Genomic DNA, 17,793 nt, shown 5'->3' on the forward strand with positions numbered 1-17,793 from the left:
TTATTCGTGGGGGGCTGCAAAATACGGGCTTGATAAACCGGAAGATTCTGAATCTCTGACGGACTTCACAAAGCATGACAACATTAACCTCAACTTCAACATTTGAGCTCAGCAAGGCTAATTTTTTTACACTACTCGAAAGAAGAATCAATGAAAAGGGTGATTTCCCTGCATTATCCAAATCGATTCAGAACCTCAGGCAATTCATACACGACGAGGAAAGGAATATCGCCGGTATCGCCAATGCCATCTTAAGCGATTTCACGCTAACCCAGAAAATCATCAAACTGGCTAATTCTGGCCTTTACGTCGAAGCCGACCGGGAAATTACCACGATTTCCCATGCTGTCGCAGTGCTCGGACTGGATACGATTACCAGCATTGCGCTCAATGTGCGCACCATCGATACGCCAGCGGCGGCAAAAACAGAATCGAGCGCGGTGTGCGCCGAGCTGGAAAAAGCAATTTTAGCGAGCGATATTGCCAAAAGTATCGTATCGAAATCGAATGTCGCTAATGGAGAAGAGGCGGTTGTTTGCACGCAATTGCACCATCTCGGGCGTTTGATTCTGGTTTTTTATTTTCCCGAGGAATGGTCAAGAATCCAGCAACTTTCCGGCGGCGATCATGGGCGTGAAAATAGTGCCGCACTGGAGATTATCGGTATGACCATCGATGAAATTTCAAACGACATCGCCAGGAATTGGCAGTTGCCGGAGAAAATATCCGGCACCGTAACCGATCCGTCGCCGCTCAGTCATATCAATGGATTGGGTTCCGCCGGCTGGGTGAAAATGATGGCCGGTTTCTCGAGAAGAATGGCGGCGCTGTTAGTGAAAAATATCAGTCCGCAAAGTCTGAAAAATTTCATTTCACACCATAGCGAAGCGCTCCTGATCCCGCATGAGGTGATCTGGCGATCGATCGAATCGATCCAGAATAAAACCGGTAAATCCGCCGCTCATTTCGATGTGGAAAAAGCGGATGACGTGTGGGACAAACCCCGCAAGCGAATTGCAGTCGGCCTGCTGGAACTGAGTATTGCGCTAGGCCGGGGAATCGATTTTAAAAGCGCGCTCAATATTGCGCTGGAAACGATCCATGACAGCATGCGGTTTAACCGGGTGATTGTTTTTTTCCGCGATGGCGAAGAATTTAAGGCCGGACTGTACTTCGGCAATCTCAATCCGGAAAAAATGGCGGATCTTTACTTCTCCAGACAATACACGGCCGATGTATTTCACTTGTCGCTGACGCAGAAAGCCGATGTGTTTATCCAGGATGTGACCTTGAGCAGGGAAACCACGATACCCATTTGGTTCAGAAAAACGCTGCCGGATGCCAATGCTTTCATTTTGCTGCCACTGGTCTTCAATAACAGCACCATCGGCATAATATATGCCGATTGGCGAGCCGGGCAGACGCGCGTGATCAAGCCGCGGGAATTTTCTTCACTCGTCATGCTCAGAGATTATTTGATGAAAGCCTTGATGAAGTAAGTCGGTCAGCCGGCGGAAATCACCGCATTAGCGCCGTGGCTCGTCACAGAAGTGCGCCAGTCATCTTCCTTGCACTATAATCCCGTACTTGCCAAAACAAATACAGAGGAAGGAAACGTTTCATGAGTGCTATTTGGTTCAAAGACTACACGGTCGAGTATCTGGAAGGATTGCGCAACGCCAACATGGGCGAGCATATCGGCATTCAATTCACCGAACTCGGGCCGGATTTTCTCAAAGGGCGCATGCCGGTCGACAAGCGCACCACGCAACCGTTCGGCATCTTGCACGGCGGCGCCAGCTGTGTGCTGTCGGAAACGCTCGGCAGCGTATCCGGCTGGATGACCATCGACCCGGAAAAATACCGCGCAGTCGGGCTGGAGTTGAATATCAATCATATCCGTGCAGTGACCCAAGGTCATGTCATCGGCATTTGCACGCCATTGCACACCGGCCGCCGCACCCAAGTTTGGCAGACGGACATTGTCGAGGAAGCGACCGGCAAACGTGTGGCGATTTCGCGTTTAACATTGGCGATCATTGATCAAGGCACGCTCAGCGCGCAGAAGGAACATGTAATCGTCGGCAGAGGCGAGTAGAGCACTATTCAACCTGATTCCGGCTGTGTTGTTAGATAAAAACCCCCTCAGGCTTGCAGCATGAGGGGGTTTTTAATGAGGAAGATAACTGCGGAATCCGAGAGGATAGGCTTAAATGTTATGACTGGTTACTGGTGTCTTTGTTTTTGCTCGTGTCCGCAGTAGCCGGAGTTTCCGTTTTTTGCGCAATGCTATCGGGAGCAGCCGTCTCAGTAGAAGCAACACGGGCAGGTTCTCTGCCGCTATCAGTATGATCATCCTTGCCTTTACTGTTCCACATGAAATAAGCTGCGCCCATGGTCACCACCACAACCGGCAACGTGATGAAAACCAGCAGCGCGTACTCCACCGTGATGTCAGCACCCGCCGGCAGCGGTCTGGTAACGACCATGTAGGCATGCCCGAATGCAACGCCGTAAACCGGGATCAATGCCGCCATGTAGCGATTGGTGATCAACGGCCGCACCGTCAGCATGTTCAGGACATTCAACGCGTAGTATCCAATGAAGTACACAAAAATATAAAAGAAAATAGCGCCCATCGTTTTTCCTTATTGATTTGGTTTATCGGTGATAAAAACCGGAAGTCCTAAGGAGACCGGAATATTCGGGCTTATGATACACAGATCGCCACGAAAATTGTACTGACAGCGGAGAGGTTAAGTTCAAGGGGCGCTGAATGATCCGTCGAGCAAGATGAAATGCCTGAATTCGAGGTGGATGGAACAAAGACAGATGAGGTCTATCATTCGGGGAGGCGAATTTCCCGGCGCCGGGTAATACAGCAGATCGCTTGTGCAGGCAATCGTTTAAGGAGGCGCTGATTAATTGACTGCACGAGCGAATCGCTTTGTTGCGCGGTACTCACTCCATCGCCGATCTAATTGATATGTCTCGGTTGTGGCGTTCCGTATGCCTCGCCTTTCATCACGTTTGTCAAATTAATCAGCGCTTCCTTAGCACCCCTTTCGTTCTCACAAATCCTTCACATTTGCCGTGCTAGACTGCCTTCGTATCTTCCTGAATGTTAATTAATCAACGTTCTTTCGAGCGTTGATTTTTTTGCTCATCAACGCCCGGTTTCTGCTTTTTTAAACCCCCTTCTCAACGGCTGTGAGAAAAGTTTCATCTTGCCGATCCTGAAAATTCGGTATGCTAACCCCCTGATGATATTTTGCGGGCTATATTTATGGATTCTCCCACTACATTGACTGCCGTTGCGGCTGAGCCGGGCGCGCTGGCCAAGGAAAAATTACTAAGCATTCCGGATTACGCGGAGCGGCAGGACCTGCATGCGGAATTAAACGCGGTGGCATACGAGTTGCTGGCGCCGCCGTTCGAGTTGTCGCACCTGGTTTTATTGTCGGAGCGTGATTATGTCGATCAGGAACGGCGGCTGGTGGGTGAATTATGCGCGCGTTACGGCATCACGCCGCCGAATGCACACGAAAGCGATTTTAGCGCCGATTGCGGCGAGTTTCGGTTGCGCTGGGAGCGGCATACCGAATATTCGACGTATACCGTTTATCGCGCCAAGCCGTTTGAAACCCCATTCGCCTATCCACCGGTCACCTACGTGCCGCAGGATTGGCTGGCGCGTTTGCCGGGCGAATTGCTGGTGGCGACGCATATCGCGCTGGAAGACCGGGCGCGCCCCAAACGCAGCTTGCACGAGCTGGTGAACTTATTCGCTTCCGGCACGGTGATCGGTTCCAAGGTGGCGGGCGGGGCGGCCAGTGTTTGGAGCGATAATCAAATTCACGCCGATAATTTCGGCCGTATTCTGATCCACGACGACAATTTGCGCAGCCGCCAAGTCGGGCGGCTGGTGCAGCGTTTGCTGGAAATCGAAACCTACCGCATGCTGGCGATGCTGCCGCTGCCGACCACCCGTAAGATCATTCCGCAACTGGCGCGCGCCGATCAGCGCTTGGCCGAGCTGACCGCAAACCATGTGCAACTGACCTGCATCGAAGACGAACAACGCTTGCTCAATGAATTGACGCAACTGGCGGCGGAAACTGAGCGCTTGTCGGCGCTGACCAGCCATCGTTTCAATGCATCCAGGGCTTATTACGATATCGTCAAGTTGCGCATCACCGAATTGCGCGAGGAACGTATCGAAGGGTTGCAGATGCTGCAGGAATTCATGATTCAGCGGCTATCGTCGGCGATGGGCACGTGCGAACTGGTGCACACCAAGCTGGAAACGCTGTCGACCCGTTTGGGGCGGGCGTCGGCATTGCTGCGCACCCGCGTCGACTTGTCGATGGAAGGACAGATTCGCGACTTGCTGAAATCCATGGACAGCCGCGCACACGTGCAACTGCGCATGCAGGAAACGGTGGAAGGTTTGTCCGTGGTGGTGTTGAGCTACTATCTGCTGGGCATTGTCGGTTACGGGCTGAAAGCGCTGAAAGCCGCTGGGCAGGATATCAACGTCGAACTGTTGACCGGTATCGCGATTCCTTTTGTCGTGATCGCGGTGTATTTCGTCGTGCGCGGCGTGCGTTCGGTGATCGGCAAATTGCACCGGGAAAAGTGACCGGCGCGAATTTGCCTGATGCTAACACTCGGTAATACTGACCGCCAATCCGCCGAGCGATGTTTCCTTATATTTCACCGACATTTCCAATCCGGTTTGTTTCATCGCCGCGATACAGTTATCGAGCGACATGAAGTGCTGGCCGTCGCCACGAATTGCCAGTGATGCTGCGGTGTAAGCCTTGATGGCGCCGAAACCGTTGCGTTCGATGCACGGCACCTGCACCAGACTGCCGACCGGGTCGCAAGTCATGCCCAGATGATGTTCGAGCGCGATCTCCGCCGCGTTTTCGATTTGCGGCGTGGTGCCGCCCTTGATCGCGCACAAACCGGCTGCCGCCATCGCGGAGGCGGATCCAACTTCGCCCTGGCAACCCACTTCAGCACCGGAAATCGAGCTGTTGTGCTTGATCAGTCCGCCGATTGCACCCGCCACCAGCAGGAAATCGCGTACTTGTTGCGGCGTTGCCCCTTCGTGCTTGACCGCGTAATAAATCACCGCCGGAATGACGCCCGCAGCACCGTTGGTCGGTGCGGTGACCACCATGTGACCGGCGGCGTTTTCCTCGTTGACCGCCATTGCGTAAGCGCACAGCCAGTCGTTCAAGTTGGCTTTTTGCGGATTGCTCTGTAATTGCAGAAACAGCGCATGCGCGCGGCGTTTAATATTGAGCCCGCCGGGTAACCGGCCCTCCGCCACCAGACCTTTTTCCAGACAGGTGCGCATGGCGTCCCAGATAGCGTCCAGGCCGTCGTTCAATGCGGTTTCACTCATGCGTTCGAGCTCGTTGCTGCGTTTCATCGCAGCCACCGATAATCCGCTGTCAGCGGACATTTTCATCATTTGGTTGGCGCAATCGAATGGGAATCCGCAGGAACTGGTCGCTTCCATTTTGATCGGCGCAACGATCTGGCCGATTTCCTGCAATGTGGAAATGAATCCGCCACCGATCGAGAAGTAAGTTTCCGTCAGCAATGTTTTGCCGGTTCCGTCGAGCAACTGAAAAATCATGCCGTTGGGATGCTCCGGCAATGGATCGCCACGATCGAAAATGATGTCTTCGGCGGGATTGAAATGAACGGTGACCGATTCGTTGATCTGCAAGGTTTGTTGTTGCCAAAGCTTCTGAAACAGTTCGTTGACATTCAGTTTGGCCAGACCCTGCGGGGTGTATTCGTTCATGCCTAGAGTCACCGCGCGGTCGGTGGCGTGCCCCTTGCCGGTAAACGCCAGCGATCCGCGCAATGTGCAGCGCACCTGCAGGAATGGCGGGAGTGCATGATTGGTGACAAAAGCCTGAATGCGGCCGCGAAAATCCTTGGCTGCAACCATGGGACCCATGGTGTGTGAACTGGATGGGCCGATACCGATTTTGAAAAGATCAAGAACACTGATAAACATTAAATTGCCTGTGAAAATTCGAAATTTTAGAGAGTTTCCGGGTGATGTTCCGTGGAATAAATGCGCTGAAAATGAGTGCGTGATTAGTATGCTATATGTCTTGCACCGACTCAACAAATTTTTGCTGAAAGCCAAGGTGGAATTGCTTGCCGGGCAATTTGCATTCGGTCATTGTTAGCGTGTGAGGGGTCTTGCATTTCATCAAGAAATTGGTATAATTAAGAATCATTCTCATTACTAATGATTCTTAGATCATTATTTTTAAGATAATAATTTTTGAAATAGAGATCGCAAGGTATTCAAAATGTACGTATGTATCTGCAAAGGGGTAACCGAGAGTGCGCTGCGTGAAGCGGTTCACCAAGGTGCGGGCCGGATGAGGGATTTGAAGGCCAGTTTGGGCGTTACGGAGCAATGCGGTCTGTGCGCGTGCCATGCAAAAGAGGTGCTGGATCAAACATTGCTGCAGAAATCCCAGGTGCAAAATTTTGTTTCTCAATCGGCTTGTATGTGCGAAACGGCAATCTGAGGCAAGCGCCTTGGTGGTTTGAGCGCGTCAAGAGCGTTGAGATCTCGCCGCGGATTGGAATTAACAAACTGTTTGACCGGCGTTAAGCATCTTGAGCGCCGAATGATGGTTGTTTTTCGCATTTAAAAAATAAAAATAATTACTTACCTTCGGATTTGGTAAGCGTTGCAAAAATAATTTTGCACTCATTGATGATATGACTATTCGTGGTTTTGCTAGATCCATCTGTTTTTACGCAATATTCTGCAGTTTGTCTCTAGCGGCGGTTTTTCTACCTAAGCCCGGGGCTGCACAATCAGTAAATGCTTCAACGGCCGCGCGCACCTACAACATTCCCGCTGGTTATCTGCACGATGCCCTTATTCAGTTTTCACAACAGGCGGGAATAAAACTTGCCATCGATCCCGCATTACTACAAGGGAAAATAACCTACGGCCTGGAAGGCGATTTTGACATCAAGACCGGACTGGATCAGTTGCTGACCGGCTCCGGTTTGCAAGTTACGCAGCGGGAAGATGGTTTTGCCATCGTCGCGACACCTTCGGCCTCACCTGAACCGGCGGTCACCACGCTGCCGACGATCCAAGTCACGGCAGAAAATACTAATCGCTATGCGGCGGCGAGCAGCAGCACGGCGACCAAAACCAATACCTTGCTGCGCGATGTGCCGCAATCCATTACGGTAATAACCAATGAGTTGATCAAGGATCAGTCGGTGCGAAGCATCGGCGACGCGGTACGTTATGTGCCCGGCGTCGGTATTTCACAAGGCGAGGGCAACCGCGATGCATTGGTGTTTCGCGGTAACCGCTCCACTGGCGATTTTTTTACCGACGGCATTCGTGATGACGTGGAATATTATCGTGATTTATATAACATGGAACGCATCGAAGTGCTCAAGGGCGCCAACGGCATGATTTTTGGCCGTGGCGGCTCGGGCGGCGTGGTCAACCGTGTCAGCAAGCAAGCCAATTGGAATCCGGTACAGGAGTTTACTTTTCAAGGCGGGTCATTCAACCAGAAAAGAATGACCGCGGACGTCGGTTACGTGATCAATGACATAGCGGCAGTCCGTCTGAATGCACTGTTCGAGGATTCCGACAGTTTCCGTGACGATGTTAACTTGATGCGGCTGGGCATATCGCCGACAGTCACGATCAAACCGACGCAACGAACCAAAATAGTAGCCAGCATGGAGCGCTTTAACGATCATCGTACCGCGGACCGGGGTATTACTTCGTTCCGGGGGCAACCTGTCGATGTCAGCCGTTCGCAATTTTTTGGCGATCCCCGGCGCAGTCATGCGAATGTCGATGTGCTGGCTTTTAATTCCTTGATCGAGCATAAATTCGATAGCGGCATTACGCTGCAGAACCGCACGAATTATGCGACCTACGATAAGCTTTATCAGAATGTGTTTGCCAACGGCGGATTGAACGGCGTGACCGGCCTAGTCTCATTGGGGGCTTATAATAATACGACAACGCGCGAGAATGTTTTTAATCAAACCAATTTGCTGTATACCTTGAATACCGGACCGATTGCGCACACCTTGATGGCCGGGATTGAAGTGGGCCGCCAGGAAACCCATAACAGACGCGAGACCGGTTTGTTCAATAATAATTTGGCGACGACCAACTGGCTTGTTCCTTTGAGCAACCCGATCACCCATGTTCCCATTACTTTCAGAACTAGGGATAGCGGGGGAGATATCGACGCACTGAATCGCAGCGTCGTCAATGTGACTTCGCTCTATATCCAAGATCAGATCGAGATTATCCCGCAACTGCAAGCGATTGCCGGTGTGCGCTACGATTTGTTCGAGGTGGATTTCCAGCAGAAGAACGGCGCGCGGGATCATCTAAAAACGCGCGATGATTTGATTGCTCCCCGGTTTGGCTTGATCTATAAGCCGATTACACCGGTTTCGATTTACGCAAGCTACAGTCAGGCGTATGTTCCGCGCGCCGGCGACCAGTTGACTGCTTTGAACGTCACGGTCGAAACGCTAAGACCGGAAAAATTCACCACCCTGGAGACCGGGGTTAAATGGGATATACGGCCCGATCTGGCTTTTACAGCTGCTGTGTATCAACTGGATCGTACCAACGTGATTAATTCGATCGTGGGGGGGCGGACTTTTCTGACCAAAGGTCAGCGCACCGAAGGTGTTGAAGTCAGTCTTGCAGGAAAGATTACGGCAAACTGGAATGTGATGGGAGGGTACGCCTACCAAACCGGAGAAATCACCAGCGATATTTTGGGCGTGGCAAAGAAAGGCGCATCGGTCGCGGAACTGCCGCGTCATACGTTCTCCATGTGGAGCCGGTACGATTTTACGCCGAGCATCGGCGCGGCGTTGGGCGTGATCCACCGCGGCAGTATGTATTCTTCGTTGACCAACCAGGTTGTTTTACCCGACTTTACGCGTGTCGACGCTGCGCTGTTTGCACAGTTTTCAAAACGATTCCGCGGACAACTGAACATTGAAAACGTATTCAATACCAAATACTTCGCCTCGGCGCAGAACGATTTCAACATTACCCCCGGTTCACCGATCGCGGTCCGGGCGTCGTTGATCGCAGGTTTTTAAGTAATTATAAAAATTTGCTTGAGATGGTTAATAATAATTATTATCATTATTATTAGCATTAGTGTTTATTAATTAATAAAGGAGTTTTGATGATGTTTAGGAATGGAGGACTCAGCAATTCACGGGTTTGTTCAATGATTGCGGGGGTGTGTATTTTTGTGGTGTGGATGAATCATGCAGTGGCTGCGGCCAACGTTGCAGCCATTGAATCAGCGGTCACGGCCTATAAAACGATCGGTACGCTGCGGCGGCAATTGCCGATTGACGGCGGTGCGATAGCGGTTGCGTATAGTGGTGCATTGCAGACTTTGACGCAAGAGATCGATAACGCCAATTCACTGAGCTTGGATAACGATGTTCTGGCTGCGATTAACGATATCAGAAATGACTACGCGCCGGCGCTCGCTGCCCAAGTTCTCGACAAGACGTTGCAGCGTGTTTTTTATCAAGCGATTTGGAATCGCATTGCCGCTATCCGGGATCAGTTTAAAACCGAGTCGACAACCGCTTTGACCGCGATGCTGGATGAGTCGGTCGCGGCCTTTCAAGCGATTTCCGCAACGGTGGCCAGGGAAAATCAAGTGCTAACTACCGACAGACAGACGATAGAAGCAGGCAGCAATCCAGGACTGGATGTTGAAATTAACGATCATTTTTCCAGAGTCAGGACGGCTTTGAACAAAAGCAATCCGGACGAAGATTTCATAACCGTGCAAGTGGCACGTTACGCGATCCGGATGTCGCTCGCACGGGCTTATTACATTGCCGTGTTACGCGAAGTCAGCGGCGCCATCGAACATAGAAATACCGATCCGGAAGAAACGAGTATTGAACAGAAAGAAGGGGAGGTTTTTTATCGCGTGATCGAATCGCTGGTGGCCCGGGGAAATCCTGCCGGCAGTTTGAGAATCAAAGCGCAATTGACGGGCGATGCATCGGCAATTGTTGCCGATGAGATTGTCAGCGAATTAGGAAAAGGCTTTATCGGCCGGGTGGTTGCCGAAATGAACGGCCAAGCCAATGCAATTAAAGAGAATGACCGCGCCCATGCGATGGCCGAAGCGGCAGGGGCTAAATATTTCGCTAGAGTTCTGTTGCCCGACCTCGAGTTACGATTGGGCGCTGCCGACCGCGGCAGCCTAGAAAGTGAGCTGGAGAATTTGCTCACTGCGAGTAATGCAGTGGATGCGCCAAAATCCGAGCAAGCGCGCAATGCCATATCGGCTATCCTGACAAAGTATGAAAACGCGCTGAATCGCGCCAAATATGAAGTGGTGCAACATACCGCCATTGTCGAGAATGCGCGCGCCGATTACCTGGCGATCGACAGTCTGCGTAACCAGACGACTATCGATGCAGACGCGATCGCCGCAGAATACACCGGCGATTTGCAACAACTCACGAAACTGGTCGATCAGATTTATGGTTTGACGATTGATCAAGATGTCACGGCAGCCATTGCGCAGGTTAAATCCGGCACTCAAATTCCCTTGGCATTACAAGTGATCGATAAGTCGCTGCAGAAAATGTTTGCGCTGGTTGTTTACAACCGGGTCACGCTGGCTTTGGAACAGTTCGGCAATTTGTCGACCGATGCGCTCGCGCTTGAATGGGACAGAGCGTATACCGCTTACTCGGCGATTGCCAAAACGGCGAATAAAGAAGACAAGATTCTCTCTTCCGATAAACAATCGATTGTGTCGGGCAGCGATGCGGATCTCGACTATCAGATAACCGCCGCCTTTATTCAAGGTAAACGGGCGTTCGACAAAACCGATGCGGGAGACGCACAAACATTGGCACTGGCGCGTGAAAATATCGTCATTCCGTTGGTGCGGAGTTTCCTGATCGGCGTGCTGCGGGAAGTTCAAGGTATTATCGAGAATAGAACCGCCGATATCGACGAGGCCAAGGAAAAACAAATCGAAGGTGAATATTTTTACCGCATCGTGGAAGGTTTCATCGCCCAGGATAATCTGCCGGGAAGCAATCAGATCAAGGCTCAACTCACCGGTGATTTGTCCAATGTCGCCGCCGACAGAATCGTCAGTGAAATCAGCCGAGGCATACTGGGGCAGGCCAGAAGAAGCATCCGGCAAATCGAGTCCAATTTCGTAGGCGATAAGAACCAAGCGGTGTTGGCTTTGGAAAGACTGTCGTTGTATAGCGGTGTTTTCTCATCCGATCTCGGTCAGCGTTTGAATGCAGTGAAGCGCGCAAATCTGGAAAACGCAATCCGCGACCTGAAAGACGCGATCAATACCGCAAATACTGCGCGAGCCGTTGCCTTGCGGTCAACAATAACCGCGATCCTGGCGGAATACGAGAGTAAGTTGCTGTAGAAGCAGACTCTCCCTCTCGCAGTCTTAGCCCTTCTGCGAGGGGAAACCGCAGCGGAAGACTTGCTGCGGTATTCAAGCCTGGCTCCGCGCTCGCGGAGCCATTCGTAGCCAGCCACGACACCCCCTGTCTATAGCCAGCCATTTTTATAACAAGTGAGATCGCGGGAATATCAGCGATCGTTGCTAGTGCCGGAAGTAACGATTGTTTCCGGTAAGAGATGGATCACAGGAGGAAGTTGTTGTCATGCAGAAAAAATTTGGTTCTATGGCTGCCGTTATCGTCTGGCTGGCAGTGATTGCCAGTCCGGTGTGCGCTGCCCGGGAGTATTGGATTGCGGCGGATGAAGTGCAATGGGATTATGCGCCTTCTTTTCCGCTCAATGTCATGAGCGGCAAAGAATTTACCGCGGAACAGCGGGTTTTTGTCGAACAAGGGATCGGCCGCCGCTATTTGAAATCGATTTACCGCGAATACACCCAAGGATTCCGCACACTGAAACAGCGCGGCGCCGAAGAGCAGCATCTGGGTATTCTAGGGCCAGTGATCCGTGCCGCTGTCGGTGACCGGATCGTTGTTCACTTTAAAAATAACACCCGCTACCCCGCCAGTATTCACCCGCACGGGGTGCGTTATACCATGGCGAATGAAGGTGCGCCGCATTCACATGCTGTGGGTAACGAGCACCAATCGGGTGGTGTAGTTGCACCAGGTGGGGAATTTACCTATTCGTGGGATGTGCCCGAACGTGCCGGACCGGGCCCGAACGATCCATCGTCGATCGCCTGGATCTATCACAGCCATGCCGATGAAGTGGCCGATACCAATGCCGGCTTGATCGGCGCCATCATTATTACCAAAAGAGGATTTGAAAAATCGGATCGGACACCGGTCGACATCGACCGGGAATTCATATCGCTGTTTGCTGTTTTCGATGAAAATGCGAGCTTACATTTGCAAACCAATTTGCCGGCATGCAGCGGCCTCTGCGATCCTGGTAATGAAGAATTCGAAGAAAGCAATCTCATGCATGGCATTAATGGGTTGGTTTACGGCAATAATCGCGGTTACCAGATGCGTAGAGGAGAACGCGTGCGCTGGTATATCCTGGGCATGGGAACAGAAGTGGATTTACATTCACCGCATTGGCATGGCGCTACACTGTTACACAATGGTAATCGTTTGGATGTGACGGAGGTATTGCCGGCGGCCACTAAAACACTTGATATGCGTCCCGATGTTGCGGGGGAGTGGATGTACCACTGTCATGTCAACGACCATATCAACGCCGGCATGATGACGACTTATATCATTAAATAATATTAGGTTGTGAGGGTTTGTTAGAAATCCTGATTAAGCTGGGGAAGCACTGAAAGAATCTAATTTTGCTGTTTTGGGGAGTGCGATATTCATTCTCCCGCTATGGCTGCTTACACTGTCGCTCTGTTCTTTATTGCAGTGATGAGCCTTATTCTCTGTATATATTAATAAAAGGAAAAAGATGTTAAGTAAAAGTATGGGTAATTTGATGCCAGTAATGGCTTCACTAATGATGCTGATGTCCCCCGTCTTTGCAGACGGTGATAGGGGAGGGGAAAGCAGTTCAATAATGCCAAAGAGTATCAGTGGAACTAACCTCCATGGGAAGGATAAAACATACAGTACGGCGGGTTTCATTGATTTAAACAATGCATTTTTCAAGAAATTTGGAACAAATGATCGGACATGTGCCACATGTCATGTTCCCACGGAAGGGTGGGTAATTACCCCTAGAGGCGTCAAGGAACGTTTCGAGAAAACAGGGGGCAAGGACCCGGTTTTCCGCTTGGTTGACGGTGCCAATTCTCCACTTGCCGATGTGTCAACCGTTGAGAAACGCCGCAGTGCTTATAGCATGTTGCTGAATAAAGCAAACATACGCGTGGGTATCGGTATTCCTGCCGATGCGGAATTTGAGTTGGTCATGGCGGATGATCCCTATGGCTTTGCAAGTGAAACAGAGTTATCGCTGTTCCGTCGTCCTATGCCTACCACCAATCTAAAATTCATTAGCGCGGTAATGTGGGAAGGACGTGAAACAACACTGGATCCAAGCTCCAGCGATTGCATTTATGGAACCACAACTTGCTTTTCCCCCGTATCGTTCGATTTATCAACGCAAGCGAATCATGCCACATTGGGCCACGCGGAAGCTTTGGCGGATTTAACGCAGGCCGAGCGGAATGAAATCGTCGCGTTTGAAATGGGATTGTTTACCGCGCAGGTGGAAGACAGGGTTGCTGGCAGTCTTACCAGTGATGGTGCCCTGGGTGGCCCAAGCAAGTTAATCGCTCAAGAATATTATTTCGGTATTAACGATACGCTGGTGGGCGATTATCGCACTAGCGAGCCTTTTACATCTAATGTGATGTCGCTTTACAATACCTGGAGCCGCTATTCCAGTAGATCGCGGGATAGCCGTGAACGGGCACGTGCAGCCATTGCGCGCGGCCAGGTTTTGTTTAATACCAAGCGCATTCAGATCAGTGGCGTCAAAGGGATTAATGATGATTTGAGCGTTAGCGTATTACCAGGCACTTGTACGACATGCCATAACACGCCGAATTCGGGTAATCACTCAACACCCATGCCGCTGGATATCGGGATTTCCGACGCTTCCCGCCGCACGCCTGATATGCCTTTATATACACTGCGGCACAAAGTAACCGGTGCAACTTTGAAAACTACAGATCCCGGTCGCGCTTTGATTACTGGAAAATGGAAAGATATCGGCCGTTTCAAAGGACCGGTATTGCGAGCTGTTGCATCGCGACCGCCGTATTTTCATGATGGCTCGGCGAAAGATCTGACAGCAGTGATTGATTTTTATAACACGCGCTTTAAGATCGGATTAACTGAGAGTGAGAGAGCTGATCTGGTCGCTTTTCTGGCTTCGCTATAACTTCCTGCTGTAATAGTTGCCTCGCACTGATTTTGCGGTGCGAGGGCTTTTTTTGAGACAGACATGCACAGCTATGCAAAGCTGGCATTGATTAAGGAAAGCTCTGGCAGTATGCTCAGGTTTGATATGATTTTTTACTTCCAGCAGAAGCTGGAAGTAAAAAATTTAATTTGTTGGTTAGCTACTGAATATTCTGAGAAAACTTACAGATTGAAAACAATCATGTCGGCGGTGATCGAGTTAATGTTGACGCCGACTACTTCGATAGTTGCTGCGCCGCCGACAAACTCGACGGTAAATCCGCTATTACCGTTATCGGTGACATGCGTGATGTAGGACACCAATTCCGGGAATGAATGAATGCCGAGGGTGCTGGAGTCAAAGAACATACGATCTTCACCAGGGGTGAAATCGGCAATCTGAAAGTACCCGGCACCGTAGAATCCAAACGTATCGTTGCCGCTACCGCCGTTTAACCGATCGTGGCCGTCGCCCACGAGCAGAATATCGTTACCGGCGTCGCCGAACAGTTTATCGGTTCCCGTTTGTCCATCGAGAATGTCGTTGCCGTCGCCGCCTTTTATGGTGTCATTGCCATTTCCGCCTTTCAGCGTATCGTTGCCGCCTTGGCCTTCAAACTCGTCATGACCCGTGCCGCCCGTGATGACATTGTCCAGGTCGTCGCCTATGTACAGTAAATCATTGTCGGTGAATCCGGCTGACCCAAGTCCTTCAAAAGGAAGGCCGTCGATAAACTTGATAGATCCCGATCCCAGATTCGGGCGAGGTGAAGAAGTTACTGCCATAATGTTGCCTCCTAACTGATAATTGCATTTACATTGATGAAATGCGGATACTGAGTACGTTATCTCATTAAAGAATCCACAAACAGTAATGAGAATGATTCCTATTATATTGCATAATGTTTAAAATGCAAAGTTTGTTATCAATTTCCATTGGAATAGAAAATTAAGTCACTGAACATAAAAAACTATGACACTCGAAGAAGCGTTATCGAAAGCAAAAGCATTAATCGTCGCGGGCAAGTTGAATGATGCGGATCGGATTCTGGAGCCGCTAAAAAATAAATATCCGTTATCGCCCGAGGTCGCGCGTTTATGGTGTTCGCTGGCAATGCGAACCGGCCGGGCGGCCGAGGTACCGGCGTATGCAGCGGATATTTATGCGCAGATGCAGGGTGATTTTCACAAAGCGCATTGGGCCCACGTATGGGGAACCGCGAGCTTCCTGTCGCTGGATTTACCGGCCGCGCACGCGCATTTTGCCGCTGCACTGAATCATTTAATGGCGTTGGCCAAATCGGGAAAAATCCCGCCACACAAAGCGCAAAAGAAGCAATCGCAGTCCGAAACAAACGCATTTGCTTCCGGCAAAGCGGAGAAATTGTTATGGACTACCTGCGCGCAATTAGCCCGATTGAATATCCCGGCATTTCCTTTTGCCGGTACTTTGCTGGGCTTGGTTCGCAATGGCCGCTTACTGGATTTCGATAAGGATCTCGATATCGCTGTGCGTATGGAATCCTGGGATGCCTGCTGTGCCGCATTGGAACAGGCAGGCTGGGTGCGCTCACAGATGCACATTGAATACGCCAATTATCGCGACTATGTGCATGCGGAATTGGGAATCACGTTGGATGTGTGCGGCTTGCAGGTCAGAGGAAAACAACTCGTGGGGGGGTTTGCATTGCCCGGTTATCCCGATGAATATCAACGAGTGTCGGTTTTTCCCGAGTTGGATCTGATGCAACGCGATACCGATTTCGGCGCTGCCTGGTTTCCATCTCGGCCGGAGAAAATTTTGACTGCCTTTTACGGCGACTGGCGCACGCCGAACCCCAATTGGGATACCGTGATATCCGCGTGCAATCTGGAAAGCTTCACCCTGCTGGTGCGCTGCTATGCCTATCACCGGCTGATACAGTCCTGGTTATTGGGTGACCTGGCCAAAGCCTGGTGTTACGCGCACCAGATTGCGCTGAAGGACCCCGACGATGCGCTTGCACTGCGCAGCCGGCAATGGATGGAGCGCGCCATGACACGCTTAAACCGGGAAATTCCCGCATGGCCGAAAAATCAGCGGCAAAAACGCGTGTACACGCGCATGGTGGCCGACCTGTTTCACGAAGGGCATGTCAATTTCTTGCGCGCAGCGCGCGCGCTGGGAACGCATTTGACGGTCTGCGTCGTATCCGATGAGCGGGTGGTGGAAAATAAGGGCAAACTGCCCGTCATGAAGCAAGCGGAACGCGCCACGGTCGTGGCTGCCTGTAAATATGCCGATGCCGTCACGACGGAAACCCCGGCGAGGGTCACACCGGAGTTCATGCAACAGCACGGCTTCGACATTTATACCTTCGCCTTCGCATCGGAACAGGAACGCCGGGATAAATACCAGCTATGCGAATCCTTGCCGCCGGAGATGATTCAGGAACTGACCTACACCCCTGGCATTTCCACATCCGAACTGGTTATGCGCATACGGGATGGAGCGGGAAGGCAGGATCTCAAGAGTGGTGCATAGAGGCGTTCAGGGATTGAGGAAGTGTGTTGTTGCAGGTTCTGAGCTAATAATCATATTAGCCCAGAATCTTTGTAATTCCTGAAGATGCGATTATAAAAGCTTTGTGCCAAATATATTAAGCGGAGAGAACTCTAGAGCTTTTACGACGCATCGTAAATCCTAGCAAGCCCAATCCCGCCAGTAGCATTGCGTAAGTTTCCGGTTCCGGAACAGCGGCTACAGCGAAGTTATCCACGAAAACGTAGTCAACGCCGCCACCTGAGTAAATTCCGTCAAAGTTCTGAACGAGAGTGGCGTAGCTGGCGTTTGTTAACCCTTTGAGTCCGAAAAAATCACCGGCGTTACTGCTGAATACCGCTGGAATCGATGTCGTATCCAGGAGTGTGTTGCCAGCGTCATAAGCACTGAGCGTCCAAGATGAGTCGCTGGCACCAAAAAGAAACCCAAATGCCGCGGTCGGGGCACTGAAATCGAAGCGAAGCGACTGAAACTCAGTGCCATGATTAGTGATATGGTAGAGGCCTCGAGTGTTGTAGCCACCCGTGAAATCGGAATCTACTGAGAATGTTGCAAAAGGTGTATCAGTGTAATTTACTGCGCTGACGGTAAATCCACTAAAACTTTGGCTTACGAAATTACCGGTTGGGCCAGCTTCGAAGTCCTCTACTGTTGCGCCGGCGAGTGCTGGATCAAGAGCGCTTGTAATCGGAGCCGCATAGCTCTGGCTTGAAATGGCTAGTGCCGTGATGGTCAAACCCAGAAATAACTTTTTCATTTTAATTTTCTCCTTTTGTGTTGATACA

The 17,793-nt window shown here is 51.0% G+C and carries 13 protein-coding genes; 9 read left to right on the plus strand and 4 right to left on the minus strand.

All coding sequences use genetic code 11. The features are described from left to right. The first annotated feature begins 74 nt into the window (after positions 1-74). Together HRU77_11790 and HRU77_11795 are read left to right on the plus strand one after the other, a co-directional pair. Positions 75-1,499, plus strand: coding sequence for an HDOD domain-containing protein (locus HRU77_11790; protein ID QOJ21306.1), 1,425 nt, complete (start codon positions 75-77; stop codon positions 1,497-1,499). Between the two features lie 122 nt (positions 1,500-1,621). Next, on the plus strand, positions 1,622-2,098 hold the full coding sequence (locus tag HRU77_11795) for a hotdog fold thioesterase (GenBank protein ID QOJ21307.1): 477 nt from the start codon (positions 1,622-1,624) through the stop codon (positions 2,096-2,098). Positions 2,099-2,216: 118 nt separating this feature from the next. On the opposite strand, the gene HRU77_11800 is transcribed toward HRU77_11795, so the two are convergent. Then, positions 2,217-2,639, minus strand: a complete 423-nt coding sequence (locus HRU77_11800) for a hypothetical protein (GenBank protein ID QOJ21308.1) — start codon at positions 2,637-2,639, stop codon at positions 2,217-2,219. A 647-nt stretch (positions 2,640-3,286) separates the two neighbouring features. On the opposite strand from HRU77_11800, the gene HRU77_11805 reads away from it, so the two are divergent. Further along, entirely contained in the window at positions 3,287-4,642 is a 1,356-nt protein-coding gene (locus HRU77_11805) for a DUF3422 domain-containing protein (protein ID QOJ21309.1), read from the plus strand. Between the two features lie 21 nt (positions 4,643-4,663). Here HRU77_11805 and HRU77_11810 read toward each other — a convergent pair whose 3' ends face one another. Next, positions 4,664-6,043 (minus strand): L-serine ammonia-lyase, encoded by a 1,380-nt coding sequence (locus HRU77_11810; protein QOJ21310.1) that lies wholly within the window; start codon positions 6,041-6,043, stop codon positions 4,664-4,666. A gap of 304 nt (positions 6,044-6,347) precedes the next feature. On the opposite strand from HRU77_11810, the gene HRU77_11815 reads away from it, so the two are divergent. From HRU77_11815 to HRU77_11835, 5 genes are all read left to right on the plus strand, one after another. Continuing rightward, complete coding sequence (locus tag HRU77_11815) at positions 6,348-6,572, plus strand: (2Fe-2S)-binding protein (protein ID QOJ21311.1); 225 nt, start codon at positions 6,348-6,350, stop codon at positions 6,570-6,572. A gap of 196 nt (positions 6,573-6,768) precedes the next feature. Further along, complete coding sequence (locus tag HRU77_11820) at positions 6,769-9,165, plus strand: TonB-dependent siderophore receptor (protein QOJ21312.1); 2,397 nt, start codon at positions 6,769-6,771, stop codon at positions 9,163-9,165. An 89-nt stretch (positions 9,166-9,254) separates the two neighbouring features. Then, complete coding sequence (locus HRU77_11825) at positions 9,255-11,507, plus strand: hypothetical protein (protein QOJ21313.1); 2,253 nt, start codon at positions 9,255-9,257, stop codon at positions 11,505-11,507. A gap of 244 nt (positions 11,508-11,751) precedes the next feature. Then, positions 11,752-12,825: a multicopper oxidase domain-containing protein gene (locus HRU77_11830; GenBank protein ID QOJ21314.1), complete on the plus strand. Its 1,074-nt coding sequence runs from the start codon at positions 11,752-11,754 to the stop codon at positions 12,823-12,825. A 196-nt stretch (positions 12,826-13,021) separates the two neighbouring features. Beyond that, on the plus strand, positions 13,022-14,446 hold the full coding sequence (locus HRU77_11835) for a hypothetical protein (protein QOJ22161.1): 1,425 nt from the start codon (positions 13,022-13,024) through the stop codon (positions 14,444-14,446). 203 nt (positions 14,447-14,649) lie between these two features. On the opposite strand, the gene HRU77_11840 is transcribed toward HRU77_11835, so the two are convergent. Beyond that, positions 14,650-15,252, minus strand: coding sequence for a hemolysin expression modulating protein (locus tag HRU77_11840; protein QOJ21315.1), 603 nt, complete (start codon positions 15,250-15,252; stop codon positions 14,650-14,652). 187 nt (positions 15,253-15,439) lie between these two features. Here HRU77_11840 and HRU77_11845 point away from each other — a divergent pair, with 187 nt between their 5' ends. After that, positions 15,440-16,990 (plus strand): adenylyltransferase/cytidyltransferase family protein, encoded by a 1,551-nt coding sequence (locus HRU77_11845; GenBank protein QOJ21316.1) that lies wholly within the window; start codon positions 15,440-15,442, stop codon positions 16,988-16,990. A gap of 115 nt (positions 16,991-17,105) precedes the next feature. Here HRU77_11845 and HRU77_11850 read toward each other — a convergent pair whose 3' ends face one another. Next, positions 17,106-17,765: a PEP-CTERM sorting domain-containing protein gene (locus tag HRU77_11850; GenBank protein QOJ22162.1), complete on the minus strand. Its 660-nt coding sequence runs from the start codon at positions 17,763-17,765 to the stop codon at positions 17,106-17,108. Positions 17,766-17,793: the final 28 nt, after the last annotated feature.

The organism is Gammaproteobacteria bacterium, from assembly GCA_015709615.1.
In the GTDB taxonomy this organism is placed as follows: Bacteria; Pseudomonadota; Gammaproteobacteria; order Burkholderiales; family Nitrosomonadaceae; genus Nitrosomonas.

Excerpts from the sequence above, each read along its gene's own strand:
- HRU77_11795 (QOJ21307.1), top strand. The coding sequence starts at position 1,622 with ATGAGTGCTATTTGGTTCAAAGACTACACGGTCGAGTATCTGGAAGGA.
- HRU77_11790 (QOJ21306.1), top strand. The coding sequence starts at position 75 with ATGACAACATTAACCTCAACTTCAACATTTGAGCTCAGCAAGGCTAAT.
- HRU77_11810 (QOJ21310.1), bottom strand. The coding sequence starts at position 6,043 with ATGTTTATCAGTGTTCTTGATCTTTTCAAAATCGGTATCGGCCCATCC.
- HRU77_11840 (QOJ21315.1), bottom strand. The coding sequence starts at position 15,252 with ATGGCAGTAACTTCTTCACCTCGCCCGAATCTGGGATCGGGATCTATC.
- HRU77_11850 (QOJ22162.1), bottom strand. The coding sequence starts at position 17,765 with ATGAAAAAGTTATTTCTGGGTTTGACCATCACGGCACTAGCCATTTCA.
- HRU77_11835 (QOJ22161.1), top strand. The coding sequence starts at position 13,022 with ATGGGTAATTTGATGCCAGTAATGGCTTCACTAATGATGCTGATGTCC.
- HRU77_11825 (QOJ21313.1), top strand. The coding sequence starts at position 9,255 with ATGATGTTTAGGAATGGAGGACTCAGCAATTCACGGGTTTGTTCAATG.
- HRU77_11815 (QOJ21311.1), top strand. The coding sequence starts at position 6,348 with ATGTACGTATGTATCTGCAAAGGGGTAACCGAGAGTGCGCTGCGTGAA.
- HRU77_11820 (QOJ21312.1), top strand. The coding sequence starts at position 6,769 with ATGACTATTCGTGGTTTTGCTAGATCCATCTGTTTTTACGCAATATTC.
- HRU77_11830 (QOJ21314.1), top strand. The coding sequence starts at position 11,752 with ATGCAGAAAAAATTTGGTTCTATGGCTGCCGTTATCGTCTGGCTGGCA.
- HRU77_11805 (QOJ21309.1), top strand. The coding sequence starts at position 3,287 with ATGGATTCTCCCACTACATTGACTGCCGTTGCGGCTGAGCCGGGCGCG.
- HRU77_11800 (QOJ21308.1), bottom strand. The coding sequence starts at position 2,639 with ATGGGCGCTATTTTCTTTTATATTTTTGTGTACTTCATTGGATACTAC.
- HRU77_11845 (QOJ21316.1), top strand. The coding sequence starts at position 15,440 with ATGACACTCGAAGAAGCGTTATCGAAAGCAAAAGCATTAATCGTCGCG.